Source organism: Brevibacillus sp. RS1.1 (assembly GCF_013284365.1).
Classification (GTDB): domain Bacteria; phylum Bacillota; class Bacilli; order Brevibacillales; family Brevibacillaceae; genus Brevibacillus; species Brevibacillus brevis_D.
Genome location: NZ_JABSVA010000009.1, coordinates 56,035 through 72,968, shown reverse-complemented (window position 1 = coordinate 72,968; position 16,934 = coordinate 56,035). Strand labels below are relative to the sequence as shown.

Annotated in this window: 15 protein-coding genes and 1 riboswitch; of the genes, 13 read left to right on the top strand and 2 right to left on the bottom strand. The window is 46.3% G+C overall.

Features of this window, described 5'->3' with window-relative positions; translation table 11 throughout:
* Positions 1 to 41: 41 nt before the first annotated feature.
* From HP570_RS23385 to HP570_RS23370, 4 genes are all read left to right on the top strand, one after another.
* The gene (locus HP570_RS23385) at positions 42 to 470 is read left to right on the top strand and encodes a BrxA/BrxB family bacilliredoxin (RefSeq protein ID WP_012684201.1); all 429 of its coding nucleotides are present in this window, start codon (positions 42 to 44) and stop codon (positions 468 to 470) included.
* Between the two features lie 641 nt (positions 471 to 1,111).
* Complete coding sequence (locus HP570_RS23380) at positions 1,112 to 1,819, top strand: SDR family oxidoreductase (RefSeq protein WP_173627324.1); 708 nt, start codon at positions 1,112 to 1,114, stop codon at positions 1,817 to 1,819.
* A gap of 209 nt (positions 1,820 to 2,028) precedes the next feature.
* Complete coding sequence (locus tag HP570_RS23375) at positions 2,029 to 2,583, top strand: RNA polymerase sigma factor (RefSeq protein ID WP_173627323.1); 555 nt, start codon at positions 2,029 to 2,031, stop codon at positions 2,581 to 2,583.
* On the top strand, positions 2,580 to 4,298 hold the full coding sequence (locus HP570_RS23370; RefSeq protein ID WP_173627322.1) for a DUF4179 domain-containing protein: 1,719 nt from the start codon (positions 2,580 to 2,582) through the stop codon (positions 4,296 to 4,298). Before HP570_RS23375 ends, HP570_RS23370 begins: the two co-directional genes overlap by 4 nt.
* A gap of 59 nt (positions 4,299 to 4,357) precedes the next feature.
* On the opposite strand, the gene HP570_RS23365 is transcribed toward HP570_RS23370, so the two are convergent.
* Positions 4,358 to 5,584 (bottom strand): MFS transporter, encoded by a 1,227-nt coding sequence (locus tag HP570_RS23365; protein ID WP_173627321.1) that lies wholly within the window; start codon positions 5,582 to 5,584, stop codon positions 4,358 to 4,360.
* 186 nt (positions 5,585 to 5,770) lie between these two features.
* On the opposite strand from HP570_RS23365, the gene HP570_RS23360 reads away from it, so the two are divergent.
* The 8 genes from HP570_RS23360 (at position 5,771) to HP570_RS23325 (ending at position 15,314) form a co-directional block, all read left to right on the top strand.
* Positions 5,771 to 6,757 (top strand): LCP family protein, encoded by a 987-nt coding sequence (locus HP570_RS23360; protein ID WP_173627320.1) that lies wholly within the window; start codon positions 5,771 to 5,773, stop codon positions 6,755 to 6,757.
* Positions 6,758 to 6,828: 71 nt separating this feature from the next.
* Positions 6,829 to 8,280, top strand: a complete 1,452-nt coding sequence (locus tag HP570_RS23355; RefSeq protein ID WP_173627319.1) for a spore germination protein — start codon at positions 6,829 to 6,831, stop codon at positions 8,278 to 8,280.
* 11 nt (positions 8,281 to 8,291) lie between these two features.
* Complete coding sequence (locus tag HP570_RS23350) at positions 8,292 to 9,416, top strand: GerAB/ArcD/ProY family transporter (protein WP_173627318.1); 1,125 nt, start codon at positions 8,292 to 8,294, stop codon at positions 9,414 to 9,416.
* On the top strand, positions 9,416 to 10,576 hold the full coding sequence (locus HP570_RS23345) for a Ger(x)C family spore germination protein (protein ID WP_173627317.1): 1,161 nt from the start codon (positions 9,416 to 9,418) through the stop codon (positions 10,574 to 10,576). Before HP570_RS23350 ends, HP570_RS23345 begins: the two co-directional genes overlap by 1 nt.
* Before the next feature lie 107 nt (positions 10,577 to 10,683).
* A riboswitch (SAM riboswitch) is annotated at positions 10,684 to 10,799 on the top strand.
* Between the two features lie 100 nt (positions 10,800 to 10,899).
* Positions 10,900 to 11,913: a methionine ABC transporter ATP-binding protein gene (locus HP570_RS23340; RefSeq protein ID WP_142498489.1), complete on the top strand. Its 1,014-nt coding sequence runs from the start codon at positions 10,900 to 10,902 to the stop codon at positions 11,911 to 11,913.
* A complete protein-coding gene (locus HP570_RS23335; protein ID WP_012684209.1) occupies positions 11,914 to 12,579 on the top strand; it encodes a methionine ABC transporter permease in 666 nt (221 codons plus the stop codon).
* A 60-nt stretch (positions 12,580 to 12,639) separates the two neighbouring features.
* Positions 12,640 to 13,479, top strand: coding sequence for a MetQ/NlpA family ABC transporter substrate-binding protein (locus HP570_RS23330; protein WP_173627316.1), 840 nt, complete (start codon positions 12,640 to 12,642; stop codon positions 13,477 to 13,479).
* Between the two features lie 188 nt (positions 13,480 to 13,667).
* Positions 13,668 to 15,314 carry a peptide ABC transporter substrate-binding protein gene (locus HP570_RS23325; RefSeq protein ID WP_173607068.1) on the top strand — a complete coding sequence of 549 codons (1,647 nt, stop codon included), beginning with the start codon at positions 13,668 to 13,670 and terminating at the stop codon, positions 15,312 to 15,314.
* 57 nt (positions 15,315 to 15,371) lie between these two features.
* On the opposite strand, the gene HP570_RS23320 is transcribed toward HP570_RS23325, so the two are convergent.
* Entirely contained in the window at positions 15,372 to 15,821 is a 450-nt protein-coding gene (locus HP570_RS23320; protein WP_172142774.1) for an SRPBCC family protein, read from the bottom strand.
* Positions 15,822 to 15,936: 115 nt separating this feature from the next.
* Between HP570_RS23320 and HP570_RS23315 the strand changes: the two genes are divergently transcribed.
* A complete protein-coding gene (locus HP570_RS23315; protein WP_173627315.1) occupies positions 15,937 to 16,740 on the top strand; it encodes a helix-turn-helix domain-containing protein in 804 nt (267 codons plus the stop codon).
* Positions 16,741 to 16,934 lie beyond the last annotated feature (194 nt).

The following is a 16,934-nucleotide window of genomic DNA, read 5'->3' as shown; positions in this document are numbered from 1 at the left end:
ATAAGTAAGTTGAACACGTGATACAAAGGAGAGATTGCCCAATGATGTCTTATGAAGCATATATGAGCCAAGTAATTCAACCGATGCGCGATGAGTTGACTCGCAACGGTTTTCAAGAGCTTCGCACTGCTGAAGAAGTAGAGCAAGCACTGCCAAATGCAAAAGGCCTGACACTTGTTGTCGTGAACTCGGTTTGTGGCTGTGCAGCAGGACTCGCTCGTCCAGCAGTTGTACATTCCTTGAATCACGCTACAAAACCGGATAACATCTTCACGGTATTCGCAGGTCAAGACAAGGAAGCGACAGCAAAAGCTCGTGAGTATTTCGAAGGCTATGCACCGTCTTCCCCATCCTTCGCGATCATGAAAGACGGCAAAATCATGACCATGATCGAGCGTCATCAAATCGAGAACAACGAACTGGCAACAATCGCTGGCTTGTTGACCAACGCTTACGACACTTACAAATAAGAAAGTACGAAACATCACGAGACGCCCGGTACCGGGCGTCTTTTTTGACGGACTTGAAATGGGGCTGTAGTGAAGAGAAGAATATTTCCAGTCTAGGCTCCAGGCTCCGTCCATCTGAGGGTTAAGACTGTCCGCTCCGAAGGGATTCGCGGGGAAACGCAAAAGTGGTAGCCGCTACGACGTATGGGCACGGTTGCGTTTCTGTTGCCCGCGAATCCCTTCTCCGCTCGGTAGGACTCCACAAGTCGCTACGCCTGGAAATATTCTTCTCTGTCGTTACTGAGGACATTTCTTCATTCTTTTAAATCTTTAAAAGCCCGTTTAAACAGGGAAAGCTCGTAGAGGAAACAGGAGAAAACAGCGAAGATCTTAGGGACACCGACCGAGACGTAATGCAAAAAGCGAAACACGCCTTTTAGCGGCCACCTCTGAAATGCATCCTGAAGAGATCACTTTGGACGCGGTTTCGCTTTTTGCATGGAGTCGGGCAGTCAATCCTCTAGGGGGTGGCCCTAGAAGCTGAGCGTTTTCTCCTGTTTCCTCCCCACCACTACAGCCCAAACTTAAATTCCTTGGGATTGATTTCCTTTTGTTATTATACTAAAATGTTTAATAAGTATAATAATGGAGGGGGAGAGAAAATGAACAAGCTGGTAGTGATTACAGGCGTGACACGTGGTTTGGGCAGGGAGATGGTCGAGCGTTTTCACGAAGCAGGCTGGACAGTTGCAGGCTGCGGTCGTTCGGAAAAAGAGGTGCAAAGACTGCGTCAGCAATTCGGAGAACAGCATCATTTTTCTGTTGTCGATGTTTCGGTCATGGAGCAAGTGGAAAAGTGGGCAGAGGAAATCAGAGCCGAGGTGGGCGTTCCTGATCTGTTGATTAATAATGCTTCTATTATAAACCGGAACAGTCCAGTCATTGGTCTTGCGCCAAATGAGTTTTCGAGAGTCATGGACATCAATGTGAATGGAGTTTTCTATGTGATTCGCGCCTTTTTACCGTTTATGATTCAGCGCGCAAATGGCGGAGTCGTCGTAAATATTAGCTCGTACTGGGGAAGATATGGGGAAGCGTTTTTATCGCCATACTGCGCTTCAAAGTTCGCCATCGAAGGATTGACGCAATCATTGGCAGCCGAATTACCTGAGGGAATGGCCGCCGTGACACTTGATCCAGGAGGCAGCATCGATACTGCCATGCTCCGTTCATGCTCGCCAGAAGATGTGGACACTGCACCAAATCCGGTAGAGTGGAGCCGTGTAGCTGTACCGTACATCATCGGACTTGGTCCGCAAGACAACGGAAAGTCACTTACCTGCCCACCTGTGAGAAAAAGTACCAACTAAATATCATTGCCATTGTTTCATTAGCTGTCGAGATACCCTCGGCAGCTTTTTTCGTATGAAAAAAATCTCCCGTTTTCCAAAAAAGTTGCGATCTTTTTCCACCATTTTCCGTCGTATTAAGGGTACAAGCAAAAAAGGTGATAGCTGCGCAGCGTACCTTTTTGAACCTGTAGCCCTCGATACAGGTTTTGATATGGGGAGGAAAACAGATGCAGGACGACAGGCTGATCATTGAGGAGGTCCTCCAAGGGAACAAAGAGGCGTATTCTCAGATCATACAAAAATATAACAAAAGGGTCAGATTGCTCATCCGCAAGATGATCGGACAGCCGCATCTTGAGCAGGACATGGCTCAGGAGATCTTTATCAAGGTGTATTACCATCTGGGTGACTACAGCAAAAGCTATGAATTTGGTGCCTGGCTCTACAGGATTGCCACCAATTATTGCTTCGATGAACTGCGAAACCGGAAACGATCAATTCCGGTTGCAGAAGCAGAGATTGAGTTGGCTACCAGTCATACACCTGAGCTCGAATACCTTGCGAAAGAGCAGAAAGTCTTTTTGCAAAATCGAATGATGACCCTGGAGTCCAAATACCGCGTCGTCCTGGAACTGCGTTACCTCCAATTTTTGAGCTACGAAGAAATTAGCGAGGAGCTGGATGTTCCCATCAGTACAGTGCGAACACGTCTTTCCAGAGGCAGGGCCAAGCTCAGAAATGCCATTACGAATTCGGGGAAAGGAGGGGACCTCTACCTATGACATGCTTGGATACATTCATGCTGAACGCGTTTTTGGAAGACAATCTTTCTTTGCGAATGAAACAAGAAATACAACGGCATCTGGATACATGCAGCGCGTGCCAGATCAAGTTTGAAAAATATCTCGATGAGCTGGATACATCCGATGATGAAGGCGAAGATCTTTGGCAGACTGAAGCAACCATTCAAAATGTCATGGAAAAGCTCCCCGCCTACCCGATGAACGTACTCAAACTCAAACCCATACAAAAAAAGCCAGTTCAAATAAATTGGAAAAAGCGGAGTGTGGATATTGTGAAGAAAACGACGATTGCAGTTGCAGGGTTGGCTATGGTAGTAACATTCGGAACAGCAGTTTCGCCTACGTTTGCCAGCTATATGAATGGGATCTATGCATCGATCAATCCGAGCGAGATAACAGTAACAAAAGGGCCTTACAATGCGAAACAAGTAGTTGACCTGTTTGATAAAAAGCAGACGGACATTGGCGTGAAGAAAGCGGCAGAAAACGGCTTTGTACAGCCGCTTGACATGAAGGTGACAGACCAAGGTCTAACCATGGAAATCAGTGCAGTTGTAGCCGATCCCTTGCGTATCATAGTTCTGGGCTCAGTGAAGGACTCGTCAGGCAAAAAGATTCCTTCGTTCTGGAAGGATCAGTTTACGTTCATTTCAAGCGATAATTTGAGTGAATTTAGGGAAGTTCGACTGAAAGATAAAAATGGCAAAGTAATCAAGGATTTAGATGATCAATCGGAATTGCTGAGATGGCTGCCGCTGCCGAACGGTGAAAACTTCTCCTACGGCTACGGAGGCGGTCTGGGTGCATTCTTTAATGAAGCGAATCCAATGCCGGACGAATTGATTTTGGAAATGCGCGTGAAGCGCCTGACAGATACGAAAGGCACGTGGAATTTCGATATCCCGATTGATATGCGACCAGCAAAAGCAGCCATGAAAACAGTAGCGTTAAACAAGGAATTAAAAACTCCAACAGGGGTATCAGTAGAGCTAAAAGAAGCCCGCTTTGTTCCCACTGCTACGCAGCTAGAGTTCTCAAACAGCAATCCGAATGAGAAAGTAGTGGAGGGTTTTCGTTACGAGCTTGTCGATGAAAAGGGGACTGTAGTGGGCAAATGGGATGATATGATTGACCCATATGAAGGGGATCAAAATCTCAAAATCCTAGGCATGGGCCATGGCTCATCGATCGACTACACAACGAAATGGCAGCCAAGTACGAGTTTTGTCCATACGTACATGCCACTGGACCCAGCAAAAAACTTGACAATGAAGCTCGATGCTGTTTATACAGGAGAGAAAGTCTCTTCTCAAACCAAGCTATCTCTTGCTGAACTGGATAAAAATCCGAAAAAAGTGGATGTAGCTGGGAACCAAATCACGTTTCAATCGATCGAAATGGAAGTTGATGAGGGGGGGACCTCAATCGATATTCCAGTGGAAGCCATTCTGGCCAAAGATATTGTGGGACTTCCAGAGCGATGGACGGCAAAGGACGAAAACGGGAATGAGGCTAGTCTAGTATGGTTACGGGTCGACAAAAAAGAAAACCCAGATGGTACGATAAAACTCGAAGGGAAGCTAGATGTGCACTTTGAGAAAAAAGATGTGAAGGAAATATCAGTTGTGCTCGATCGTCTAATAAAAGAGAACAAAGTCGATTGGGAAGTGCCAATCAAGGGAGAAAAGAAGTAGTGTAATGAACAAGCCGCTCGATTCTGTAAAAGGATCAGGCGGCTTTTTTGCAATTGAAATCAGTATTTAGCAACCTCTGCTCGATTTTCCCGATGAAAATAAGCGTGTAACAGACAGAGCAGGACCGAACCCGCAGAGACAAGCATTGCCAAGAACAGAGTTGGATGAATACCACCATGGTCATACATGAACCCCATAGCCAGCGGCCCCAAGAGCCTCCCACCAGTTGTAATCGCCCCTACGACCCCCAAATAAAAGGGTGCATTTTCTCCGGTTTTTTCCGATATAAAAGTAGGGATAGTTGGCGAGATGAGCATTTCTCCAAACGTAGTGATAACCATTCCGACAACAAATGCGTAATAACTACCGTGGTAGACAAGCATACACCCAAAACCGACAGCATACGCGATGGCACTGACGACGAGTTGGGCAGACAAGCTCTGATTCAACAGCCGCTTGATCCAAGACGTGATAGGCTGCCCGGCAAAAATGATAATCCCGTTGATCGTCCACAGCCAGCTATACGAAGACAGCGGCATACCTTGCTCGGTAATATAAGGAGCAACGCCAGTGTTCCATACCGTATTCGAAAAGAAAATGAATGCTGCGCCCAATGCCATAAACAAGTACAATTGGTAGCGGAATAACAGGGTAAAGTTTTTCACGCGATGCTTTTGCTGTTCTTCCAGGTTTTCTCCGACCAGCTCCTGATGGGATATATTCTTCATAAAAAGGAAGAAGAACAAGGCAAACAATAAGGTGCTCGTGCTGTTGAACCAAAAAGTGAGTTGGAAGGATAAAGTAGCAATGACGCCAGCCAACGCGGTTCCGATCGCCATCCCCAAATTATTGCCGACGTAGACGATGTTAAATAATTCGCGACGCTGTTCCTTCCAGCGGAAACCTATAAATGCCTGAATCGCTGGAAACGACAGGTTGAAGGTAAAGCCAAGCCCCATCATGAGAATCAGGTAGGCAGGCCAACTTTGAACGAAAGGAATGGAAAATTGAATAAGACCTTGAAAGATCAATGCGCCGACAATAAGACGCTTGGCACCTAGTCGATGAAACAACGATCCGCCGATGAATTGGCCGAAGATGCCAGCGAGAGATTGAATCATCAGGACGAATCCTGCTTCCGTCATCGAGCGTTGCAAAATGGTATGTACGTATAAGGTAGTAAGTGGCCACATAAAAGCGCTCCCGGAGGAGTTAATAAAGCTGGCGATGAGGAAGAAAATGGCCTCACGTGGATAGCGATTGAGGAAAACCGACGGTGATATCACGCGAATGCACCCCTTATCAGTAAGGATAAGAATAGTATAGCGAATATTCTAAACTTTGTAAAATGAAATGTTTACAATGTCACAGGTACCCAAATAAAGGCTGCTCCACTTTCCGCAAATTCGAGTATACTAATCAAAGTGGAGAGATGACATCAACTGAGGATAGAGAGAATAAAGGTGGACTTTATGAAAATATGGAAACGAGTGTTGCTTCTTTTGCTTGTCGTGATAGCTACGACAGCTGGATATTACGGATACTCTTTTTATCAATTTGCTCAAAATATTCAAGAGCCCAATATCGCACCGCCTAGTGGTGGGAATTCCACCAAAGCCGCGGAAATACCAGAGTGGGATGGCAAGGAGCGTGTCAATATCCTGCTGATGGGAGTAGACCGCAGAGGGATGAAAAATAACGGGCTGCCTCGTTCAGACTCTATGATGCTGGTCAGCATCGATCCTACGGGGAAACGTTATGACATGTTTTCAATCCTGCGTGATACGTATGTAGATATTCCCGGTAGAGGTAGCTCGCGGATCAACTCTGCGATTGTAGAAGGTGGACCTGAGCTGGCAATGGAAACGGTTAGTCAGTTCACTGGACTTCCAGTAGATCGTTACGTCATTACTGACTTTGAAGGTTTCAAGGCTTTGATTGATGCAGTAGGTGGAGTCCAGATCGATGTAGAAAAAAACATGTATTATCATGACCCGACAGACAAAGGTGTCTACGATATTAATCTGAAAAAAGGTCTGCAAAAGCTGGATGGAGACAAAGCTTTGCAATATGTTCGTTTCCGCCATGATGCGACCTCCGATTATACACGGACGGAGCGTCAGCGGAAATTAATGACGGCAGTCGTGGATCAGATGAAAAATGGTACGACGCTGATGCAGCTTCCTACAATTTTGAAGGAAGTAACACCGTATGTTCAAACCAATATTAGCTCGGTGGACATGCTGAAGCTGTCTGCACTCGGATTAAAATTGAATACGTTAGAACCAGGTAACTATCAATTGCCACCAATGGGGATGTTCCGTGAGTCCCACCGTGCAGGTTCAGTTCTGGTTCCGGATGTCGATCAGGTTCAGTCGTTTATCCAAGAAAAAATCGCACCTCCTACCGAAGCATCAGATCAACCTGTGGGAGAAAAGAAAAGCAGCACGCAAAACTAAGCGTGCTGTTTTTTTTGTATTTTTTAGGAAAGACTAACCATGATTTTCTAAGTGCTGAGGTGACAGTGTCGATGGATCGGGAGAGTGCACGTAATTGGTTTACACATACAAGCGACTTGGTCACTGAACATATCGATGAACCTAAAGGCCGCGTGCGACTTTTCTATTTATCGACCATGGCAGATGCCAAGGTTGTTTACAGCGAGCTCATCCCGAAGCTGCGCGAGATTTGTTTGGAAGAAAGCGAAATTGCAGTGATTGCTCAGCATCTAGGAGTGTCTAGCAGCAACCGAGTCTTCGATGACGGGGAAGCCATTGAGCGTTTACTCAGCGGCCATATTGTTATTCAAGTAGAGGAATCGTCCTATGGCTTGGCGTTCCCCAGTGATGGCACAGTTGGCAGAAACATTCAAGCGCCGGAAATCGAAACAGTTGTACTCGGCCCACAGATCGCCTTTGTAGAAGAGCTGAATGTGAACATCTGTATCATTCGCAAATATATGTCTACCCCAAGGTTGTTCCATGAACGATTGAGCGTGGGGAAAACCATACCGATGAATGTGTCGATGCTGTATTTGAGTGGGACGGCCGATGAGGAAAATGTGAATACGGTACGGCAACGGATTAATGATCTGGAATTAGACACCAGTCTGGATTCCACCATACTGGCTCAGCATATCGCGGACAATGAGAAATCATTATTTCCTACGCTTCAGCAAACAGAGCGTCCAGACCGTGCTATACACGGTTTGCGACAAGGGCAGATTGCCATACTCGTGGAGGGGAGCCCATTCGCTCTGCTCGGGCCTACCACCCTGTTGCAATTTTTTCAGTCGCCAGATGACTATTACTTGCGTTGGAGTCTTGCTACCTTCAACAGGCTCATGCGCATCTTTGCCATGATTTTGTCCCTGATCCTCACGCCGATCTATGTGGCAGCCTTGACCTATCATTACGAGATGGTTCCAGCTGACCTCTTGCTTTCGCTCGCGCAATCACGCTCTCGGGTACCGTTCCCGCCGTTGTGGGAGGCCCTTTTGATGGAGCTGATCATTGAGCTTTTGCGGGAAGCGGGAGCGAGACTGCCGACCAAGGTCGGTCAGACGATTGGTATTGTAGGCGGTATTGTTATCGGACAAGCGATCGTTCAGGCCGGATTCACCAGCAATATTTTGATTATTATCGTTGCTCTCGGGGCTTTGTCATCCTTTATCGCGCCTAGCTATATGATCGGCTCTACAATCCGGGTGGTTCGTTTTCCGATGATATTCCTTGCCGGTTTGCTAGGTTCATTGGGGATTGTGGTTGGATTTAGCTTTCTAGCTAGCCATTTGCTACGTCAGACTAGCTTGGGGCGTCCGTATATGTACCCCATTTACCCCGTGCGATTTACTGATTGGAAGGATGGCTTTATTCGTGCTCCCTTATCCTCCCTTTCGGAACGCCTCAAGTTTTTTAACCCAAAACGAATATCGCGCTTTGATAGGGGTAGAGCCAAAGAGAAGAAAGACATTGACGAGTAAGCGAGGCGGCCATGAAGATCAACATCGATGTAAGTAAGGATAATACGATAACGGCATTTCTTGCAGGGGTTCTTGTGCATGGCACGCAGATAGGGATGGGCATTTTGGGCTTCCAACGAATCATTGCCAAGGAGGCGGGGCATGATGCTTGGATATCTGTCATACTCGCAGCCTTATTTACTCATCTTACAGTGATGACGATTTACAAGACCTTGCAAAAATACCCCTCAGCCGATATTTACGGAATTCAGGAGGATGTGTTTGGAAAGTGGCTGGGAACAGGCATAAGTATCATTTATTTGACCTATTTTTTTGTGTCGGCTGGAGTCATTTTACGTACCTACATTGAAGTTGTCCAAACCTGGATGTTTCCGAATTTACCAACGTGGGTTCTGTCAGGAATCATCCTGTTTCTAGCGTTTTACACAGTCGTAGGGGGGATAAGAGTCATCGCAGGCTATGCGTTTTTTTCCGTTATGGTCACGATGTGGATGATATTTGAGTTATATTTTCCCTTGAAATTTGCCAGGTGGGAATATTTGTTTCCTATCATGGACACCAGCCTAGAAAACCTGTTCAATGGAATGATTGCCATGTCTTTGACCAGTGCCGGCTTTGAGATTCTCTACGTTGCCTATCCTTATGTACAAAATAAAGAGAAGGTACACAAAAGTGTACAGTTGGGAGTGCTGGTGACGTATCTGATCTATTTGCTTGTTATGATTGTGGCGCTGGTCTTTTTTAGTCAGGGTCAGCTCATGAGAACGATTTGGGCGACACTCAATATGCAAAAGATGGTGTACCTCCCTATTCTGGAAAGGTTTGAACTGGTTGTCATTTCGTTTTGGCTTCTCGTAATTTTGCCGAATATCATGCTGTATTTGTGGGCTTCTGCCCGAGGTCTCAAGCGCTTGTTCGGATTTAATCTACGTCATTCATTGTATTGGATTATACCCGTGATCTATGTAGCCTCCTTGTCGTTGCTTTCCAGACAGCAGATGAGTCGGATGACGACTATTTACTCGCATATAACTCTGTACATTATTTACGTGTACCCCTATTTTTTGTACCTGATGGTCTGGCTGAAGCAACGAAAGCAAAGGATGAAACCAACCAGCAAAGGAGAGAGTGCCTGATGCTGCCTGTCCAAAAACATTGGATGCAGTTATCCAAGCGGTTTTTTGCCTTGTGGTGTTCATGTGTCCTTTTCCTGGCAGGCTGTTCAGATCGGCAAATTTTTGATGAGACAGGACTTGCCACGGCTGTCGGCTATGATCTGTTAAAGGATGGGGACGTTCGGGGGACAGCAATCATGCCCTCCATTAATCCAGAGGCGAAAGAAAAGATACAGGTTTTTTCAGCCATCGGTGAAACCAGTAAGGGAATTCGGGATCGGATAAATTTACAATCAGATAAAAGAGTATTGGGTGGGCAAATTCGTGTCGCACTCTACAATGAAAAATTGGCAAAGCGTGGACTTGGTAGTATCGTTGACACGTTGTATCGGGATTCCTCTATTTCCAGCAGGGTTTATCTTTGCTTATTTGAAGGCGAAACATATGATATGTTAACGCATCGCTATTCGGAAGAAGGGAATATCGGAATCTATTTATACCGTATGATTGAGCAAAATATTGAGGGGGAAAAAATTCCGTCTTCCACCATGCATGAGTTTTTTCGGTCTTATTATGACAAAGGAATCGACCCGATCATGCCGTTCATTGCAAGAAAGGGAAATGAGCTGCAAATCAAGGGGATCGGATTGTTTCAAGGGGAGCATTATGTAGGGTGGATCACACCTAAGGAAGCCTTTTTAATCAAGCTCATGCATGGAAAATTCCGCATTGGCAGCTACGATACTTCTGTCCCTGCTCATATTTTTGGCGAGGTACCCAAGAATCGCGGAAGTAAAAAAGACCGTGTGCAGCTTGTCTTTGATACGATTTCCAGCCATTCAAAAATCGAGCTGACCCAAGTATCTCCCCCGATCTTTGATATTCACATCCGATTAAATGCGCGGATTTTGGAATTAACCCTCCCACTGAAGCTAGAGAATGCAAGGTTGATGAAAATCATGGAACATGCACTGGAAGAAGAGCTCGGAAAAGAACTGCAGAAAGTAGTCCACAAATTGCAGAACCTCAATGTCGATCCCGCTGGTTTCGGGATCGTGTATCGCTCAAATAGCAGAGGGAAGGCAAATATGACGCAGGCTGAATGGAGAAAGATGTTCAAAGACGCGACATTTCGCTTTCACATAAAGTCAACCATCATCCGCAACGGCGTCATGGATTAAAAAACTTTTTCCTGCTATTACTATTGACGTGATATTTTCAAAAAGGATATAATCCGTTTTGTATCATCAAGAAATACAAAAAACGAACATAATATACGTAGATATCTTTCTTATCAAGAGAGGCGGAGGGACAGGCCCTATGAAGCCCGGCAGCCGGTTCATTTTCGAATGAACGTCGCGGTGCCAATTCCTACAGGATTTTTGGATCTTGTACAGATGAGAAGGGTGGATGCGAACGTATACATTGCGTTGCAGCCCCTTTTTCGTTTGTGAAAAAGGGGTTTTTATATTTTTATCAAGATTATGGTCGGGAGGTGGATGCGTTGATCCAACTGCGTCATTTGCATAAAAGCTATCAAGTACAGGGTAAAACCATCCCAGCGTTAACGGGGATCGACCTTTCCATAGAGCAAGGCGAAATATACGGGATTATCGGACACTCTGGTGCAGGGAAAAGTACGTTGATCCGGTGCATCAATTTGCTAGAGCGTCCAACTTCGGGGGAAGTTATTGTGGACGGCGTCGATTTGACGAAGCTGGATGAAGGGAAGCTGCAAGAAAAGCGCCGCTCAATCGGCATGATTTTTCAGCATTTCAACTTGCTGTCTTCTTCAACGGTCGGCGAAAATGTTGCTTTTCCGCTCAAGCTGGCAAAGCGTTCGAAGGCAGAGATTGATAAGAAAGTAAACGAGCTGCTGAAGCTGGTTGGCTTGGAGGCTCATAAGGACAAATATCCTTCCCAGCTGTCTGGCGGACAGAAGCAGCGTGTCGGGATCGCCCGTGCGCTCGCGAATGATCCAAAAGTGCTGCTCTGCGACGAAGCGACATCGGCTCTCGATCCGCAGACGACGAACTCCATTCTGGCTCTGCTCTTGGACATCAACCGCAAGCTGGGCTTGACCATTGTGTTGATTACTCACGAGATGCACGTCATTCGCTCCATTTGTGATCGTGTCGGCGTGATTGATGGAGGAAAGATCGTTGAGTCTGGTAACGTACTGGATGTATTCCTTCGTCCAAAGCATCCAACGACACAAGAATTCGTGGAGCAAGTAGCCGATTCTACAGAGCTGCGCGAAGCGGTCGAGCACGAAAAGGCTTCGGGGAACCGCACGATTGCTCGTGTCACCTTCCTCGGAGAAAAAACGTACCAGCCGATCCTGTTCCAAACGATGCAAGAGACAGGTACGGTATTCAGTATTTTGCAGGGAACGATTTCTCGCATGAAAGATACGCCGTATGGTCAGTTAGTGATCGAGCTGGAAGGCGATGTCGCACAGAATCAAAAGACCATCGAGACGCTGCGCCAACGTGGCTTGGAAGTAGAGGTGATATAAATGGACTGGACATTCGAAAATGTGGATTGGGCTGAAATCGGCGAAGGTACGATGGACACCCTCACGATGCTGGGCTTCTCTACTCTGTTTACCGTCCTGATTGGTTTGCCGTTGGGCATCATTCTGTTTTTGACTTCTCGCGGACAGCTTTTGCAAAACCGCACTTTTTATACGATTGCATCATTCGTTGTCAATGTATTGCGCTCGGTACCATTTATTATTCTGATGATCTTGCTGATTCCAGTGACGAAAATGATCGTAGGAACTTCACTCGGCGTACTGGGTGCCATTCCGCCGCTCGTATTTGGTGCCGCTCCGTTTTTCGCACGTTTGGTGGAAACCTCCCTGCGTGAGATTGATAAGGGCGTGATTGAGGCCGCACAATCTATGGGTGCTTCCAATTGGCAGATCGTCTGGAATGTCCTTTTGCCAGAGTCTAGATCTGGTCTAATCGCGGGTATTACGATCACGACGGTAACACTGGTCTCCTACACAGCAATGTCTGGGGTAATTGGCGGTGGTGGTTTGGGTGACTTGGCGATCCGATACGGTTATCAGCGTTTCCAAACCGATGTTATGGTTGTGACTGTTGTTATTTTGCTGGTGATGGTACAGATCTTACAGTCGCTGGGGGACCGTCTGGTTCTGAAATTCAGCCGTAAATAGGATCTTTCCATATAGATTGTCAAAAAATAAAACGAAATACATGCAAGGGGGAAATCATTCATGAAAAAGCTAGTCGTATCTGTACTTTCTACTGTGTTGGCATTTTCTTTGGCAGCTTGCGGAGGCAAAACCGAAACAGCACCTGCTCCAGCTGAAGGCGGCGCACAAGGCGGAAAACAGGAAGTAACATTGAAGGTAGGCGCTTCTCCCGTTCCACATGCAGCAATCTTGAAGTTCATTCAACCAAAACTGAAAGAACAAGGCGTGAACTTGGAAGTCCAAGAGTTCACTGATTATGTACAACCTAACGTTCAAGTGAACGAGAAACAACTCGACGCAAACTTCTTCCAGCACAAGCCTTACCTGGAAGACTTCAATAAAGGACAAAACATGAACCTGGTGCCAGTAGTGGCTGTACACATCGAGCCATTCGGCGCTTACAGCAAAAAAATAAAATCTGTAGATGAATTAGCTGATGGCGCAACAATCGCGCTGCCAAACGACCCGACAAACAGCGGTCGCGCACTCGCACTCTTGGAGAAAAACGGCTTGATTAAGCTGAAAGAAGGCGCTGGCATCAGCGGTACAGTGAAAGATGTTGTTGAGAACAAGAAAAACCTGAAATTCAAAGAAGTTGAAGCAGCAATGCTGCCGCGCGTTCTGGAAGAAGTAGATTTGGCGCTGATCAACACGAACTACGCACTGGAAGCAAAGCTTGTTCCAACCAAAGACGCTCTGTTTATTGAAGATAAAGATACGCCATACGCAAACTTCTTGGTTGCTCGTCCTGACAACAAAGATTCCGAAGCCATTCAAAAGCTAGCAAAAGAACTGAACTCACCTGAAGTGAAAAAGTTCATTGAAGATGAATACAAAGGCGCGATTATTCCAGCGTTCTAATGTAGAAATTATTGATCGATCAACAAAAGCCCAACTGGCCGAAAAGCTGGTTGGGTTTTACTTTTGTTTATAATATAGTGAATTTTCATAAAATTAAATTAAATCTATACTAACCCCGTTTTCAACCCAATTCCGGTCGCGTATATTGTGTTTGAAACAGAAAAATACAGATAAGGGGGAATTTTCTGATGAAACGAAATCTCAAGTTGTTTCTCGGTGCGATGCTGGTCGCTGGAAGCGTGCTAGCTGGATGCTCCACGAGTACGCCATCGACGACAACCCCTCCAGCAGAGGGAAATGCAGCACCCGCTGAAAAGCCTGTAAATGCAAAGTTGCAGTTATTTCGGGCGAACATTGTGAGTGAGCCATCGACAGCGGACCCTGGTCTTGCGAAGGATGCCACTTCGGGAGCGATCATTCGTGCTACTTTTGATGGCTTGACTCGCTTCGATGCAAACGCAAAGCCAGTGAATTCAGTAGCATCCGATGTGAAGCTTTCAGATGACAAACTGGTGTATACGTTTACGCTCCGCGACTCCAAGTGGAGCAATGGAGACCCGGTAACTGCCCATGACTTCGTGTATGCATGGAAGCGTGCACTCGGCAAGACCTTTGGTGCCGAGTATGCCTATCAACTGTACTACATCAAAAATGCGAAGCCGATTCACGAAGGCAAGGCGAACCCCGACGAACTCGGTGCGAGGGCAATCGATGACAAAACACTGGAAGTCACGCTGGAGAATCCAACGCCTTACTTCTTGGAGCTGACGGCTTTCTACACGTACTACCCAGTTAACAAAAAAGTAGTGGAGGCTAATCCCAAATGGGCAAACGAAGCGGCGACGCACGTAAGCAACGGTCCATTTAAGATGACAGCGTGGGAGCACAAGAGCAAAATCGTGCTTGAAAAGAATGAGCACTACTGGGATAAAGACGTAGTAAAGCTCGATCGCATTGAGTTTGCGATGATCGAGGACGATAATACAGCGCTGTCCATGTTCGAGAACGGTGAGCTGGATTGGGCAGGCCAGCCACTCGGCGGACTTCCCACCGATGCGATTCCGACACTAAAAGAGGCGGGAAAACTCGTTGTTCATCCTAAAGCGACGATGTACTGGTACAAGATGAATACGACAAAAGGGCCACTCAGCAATGTGAAAATTCGTAAAGCATTGGCATACTCGGTAGATCGCCAAACTATCGTAGATAACATCACACAAGTTGGACAGGTGCCAACGATGGGGATGTTGCCGCAATCCATGATTATCAAAAAAGATGGATACTTCAAGGATAATGATGTAGAAACAGCGAAAAAGCTGCTGGAAGAGGGCATGAAAGAGCTCAACGTGACAACGCTGCCTCCGATCACCTTGTCTTACAATCCAAGCGACAGACATAAGAAAATTGCCGAAGCGATTCAGGACCAATGGAAACAAAAGCTGGGCATTGATATAAAGATCATGGTAAAGGAAGCTGCCGTTCATTTGCAGGATATGCATGAACTCAATTACGAGATGGGCCGTATCGGTTGGAATGCAGACTTTAATGATCCGATGAACTACCTGGAAATGTTCCGAGATGGTAAAACAGGCAACAACGACACGGGCTGGGAAGATCCGCGCTATCAAGAGCTGCTGAAACAGTCATCGGTAGAAACTGATCCAGAGAAACGCAAGCAGCTGTTTGCAGAGGCTGAGCAAATCTTTATGGATGCCATGCCGTTGATTCCGCTGTTCACGGATGTGGATGTGTGGGTGCAAAGTGACAAGGTAAAAGGCGTTCAAGTAGATGGGCTCGGATTTATCGACCTCAAGTGGGCGGAAATGACGGAGTAACGAATCGAAAAAAAATCCCGAGGCCAACGAAATTGCTGGTCTCGGGATTCTTTTGTATTAGAATCCAAAATCAAGTGTCTTGCCTGTCTCCGCATACGTCTTGATCGACGAGAGCATCATCGGCCAATTGTTGCTGGCACTTGCGTGGGAGGGATGGTTTTCTGTCCATTGATCCTGAATCAGCGTCAGCTTGGTGCAGCCGCCAACCGGTTCTAAGGTAATGGTGACGCGAGTCTGCAATTCCGCATGATTCTCGTAATAGGCAGGACCAGGGTGTTCAGTGTAACTGAAAATGTGATGAGGTTCGAACTGCAAAATTTCCCCGTAAACATGCACCGTGTCGTCACCAGCTTTTCCCGGACCAACGTAAGCCATCTCATCGCCTACTTGAAAAGTTGAGCGAATCGTACAGCCAAAGAAAGTACTCTTTACGCCTTCATCGGAAGTAAGGGCATGCCAGACCTGCTCTGGCGTAGCACCAATGTAGAAATCGAAGCGAAGATCCATCGTTTTACCCCCTCATTTTTTCATTTGGGAATTGTAATCAAGTCTCCCAACTACTACTCTTACTATAAGAAGAAATAGGTAGCGTGTATTGTAAAAACACGACAGGAGGCGCATCTTGGAAAATCAGACTGCCAAGCTCCCAAAGGGTGTACTGCATGCCATGATTGGACAGAAGAAATTTTCGCTAGCCAGATACGAGCCAGCAGCTGAAATCAGCTACTTCGTGCAGCATTACTGGGTCGTCCGCTGGGATTTGCGTACGGAACCACCTTACTTGCAAACTGTACTGGCTCATCCCAATGTGAATCTGGTGTTTGAAAAAGGAGCAAGTGGTATTTTTGGTGTAGCCCGTACGACTTCCTCTCATCTTTTAAAGGGACAAGGTCAGGTGTTCGGAGTAAAATTCAGGCCCGGAGGTTTTTATCCGTTTCTGAATGCCCCGATATCAAAGCTGAGCGGCACTTCTACCAGTCTGGAAGCCGTGTTTGGTGTTGCCACTGACCAGCTTGAGAAAGAAGTGCTAAGCCTGCCAAATGATGAGCAAATGATGAAAAGAGTAGAAGCCTTTCTATTCGAACATTTGCCGAAGCCTGACCCGAATGTTGCGCGCATCAGTGAAATCGTCAGGATGATCCAGGAAGATCGATCCGTACTCAAGGTAGAGGATGCCGTACAGTTGACCGGTATGAACATGAGGACCATGCAGCGCTTGTTTGATCGTTATGTAGGGGTTAGCCCGAAGTCGGTCATCCAACGATACAGATTACATGAAGCAGCGGAGCAGATTGACCAAGGAACGGTCCGAGATTGGCTGGACCTGTCTACCTCTCTAGGCTACTACGATCACTCTCACTTCATTCGAGATTTTCGAGCAATTGTCGGTGTAGCGCCGAACGAGTATCGACGAGCCCAAATTTAATCATAGTGAACCCCTTCGCCTTTTGGCTGGAGGGGTTGTTTCTTGCTGCATAAATTTTTATGTACGAGGCATACTTCATCATGATGAAACTACCAATTTTATTTCCTTTAATAGAATTTGATGTTTGAATAAAACATAATTAATTTTACTTAAAATGTCTTCAATATTACTAAAAATGCAGTATATTTGTGGAG